This window comes from Chitinimonas sp., assembly GCF_041904975.1.
GTDB lineage: Bacteria > Pseudomonadota > Gammaproteobacteria > Burkholderiales > Chitinimonadaceae > Chitinimonas.
The window spans coordinates 1-1557 of the sequence record NZ_JAYRLZ010000460.1 but is presented as its reverse complement, the minus strand read 5'-3'; the positions used below and the strand labels follow the sequence as shown (position 1 = coordinate 1557).

Below are 1557 nucleotides of genomic sequence, written 5' to 3'. Positions count from 1 at the left end.
CTGGAAAATTCCCGGCATGGACAAGGACCAGCTGCGCCTTGCCTTATCGCGCAGCTGGCGAGCACCCGAGCTATCCAGCCTCGATGCGGGCCGGGTTTATGCGCTGGACAATAGCTTCAGCACGCCCGACAGCAGCGGCAATCCGCGCCTCAAACCGGAACTGGCATGGGGGCTGGATGCTGCCTATGAGCATTACCTCAATGGAGGCGGCATGCTTGTCGGGCGCCTGTTTGCCAAACGGGTCGATGATTCCATGGTGACCTCCCGCATGATCGATGCTGGCCGATGGATCGAGAAGCCGATCAACGCCGGCCGCGCCTCCATCTCCGGTCTGGAACTAGAGGCGCGGTTCAAGCTGGCGCAGCTGCTCGACAAGGCGCCACCACTGAGTCTGCGCGCCAGTGCCAATTGGTATCAAAGCCGCGTCGATGCCATACCTGGCCCCGATAATCGCGTTGGCAGCCAGAACCCATTTTCAATGAATCTGGGGCTGGACTATGTGTTTGCTAACGGTTCGCTGTCGGCTGGTGGCAATTTCGGCTTCGTGCGTCGCGGCTGGGTGAGGGTTTCGCAAGATGAGTCAGTATTTGCTGCCAATCAGCGCACGCTTGAGCTGTACGGCCTTTACAAGCTCGATCAATCGGCACAGCTGCGTCTGGTCGCCAGCAATCTGTATCGTGACCACGATCGCACCATTCACCGCATTGCTAACGGCGACCTTGCGCAAAGCCGGGACACGGCGCTGCGCACCTATCGCCTGATTCGCGCGGTGGCTGAATTGAAGTTCTGAGCACAGCGCCAGCAGATGGCTTGGCCGTCGTCAGCACGCGGTGGGGTTTACACGCTGCGCAGCGCCGCAAATCCCTCGTCGAGACTGGCCTGTAAATCGGCTGGTGCTTCCAGGCCGATATGCAGGCGCAGCAGCTGGCGGTCGCGCCAGCGCTCGCTCACTGTGCGCATCTTGCCCGGCTGGGTGGGCAGGATCAGGCTTTCATAGCCACCCCAGCTGAAGCCGATGCCAAACAGACTGGCGGCATTGGTCAGCGCCTCGACCTGCTCGGGGCGGATATCGGCGCGGAATAGCACGCCGAGCAGGCCGCAGGCGTAATCGGTGTGAAAATCGCGTCGCCACAGGGCGTGCCCGGCATCGTCGGGGTTCGGCGGGTAGAGCAGGCGTTCCACCTCGGGCTGCTGCTGCAGCCATTGCACCAGGTGCGCGGTGTTGGTTTTGTGCTGGGCCAGCCGGGCCGCCAGGGTGCGCAGGCCACGCAGGGCCAGATAGGCGTCGTCGCTCGATACCATCAGGCCCAGTTCGCGGTGGCTGCGGCGCAGGGTGGGCGCCAGTGCCTCGGTGCACAGGGTGACGCCCATCATTACATCGGAGTGACCGACGATATATTTGGTGGCGGCATGGATCGATACATCCACCCCCAGTGCGAACGATGGCCAGCCCAGCGGCGTGGCCCAGGTACTGTCGGCCACCACGACCGCGCCGGTGGCGTGGGCTGCGGCGGCAATCGCCGGCACATCCTGCACTTCAAAACTTAGCGAGCCGGG

Annotated in this window: 2 protein-coding genes; one reads left to right on the top strand and one right to left on the bottom strand. The window is 63.1% G+C overall.

Annotation, left to right across the window (positions count from 1 at the left end; all coding sequences use genetic code 11):
- On the top strand, positions 1-790 hold a 790-nt coding region (locus ACE3OH_RS22155), incomplete at its 5' end, for a TonB-dependent receptor domain-containing protein (protein ID WP_374358456.1).
- Between the two features lie 47 nt (positions 791-837).
- On the opposite strand, the gene ACE3OH_RS22150 is transcribed toward ACE3OH_RS22155, so the two are convergent.
- Positions 838-1557: PLP-dependent transferase (locus ACE3OH_RS22150; protein ID WP_374358453.1), on the bottom strand; the 720-nt coding region annotated here is incomplete at its 5' end.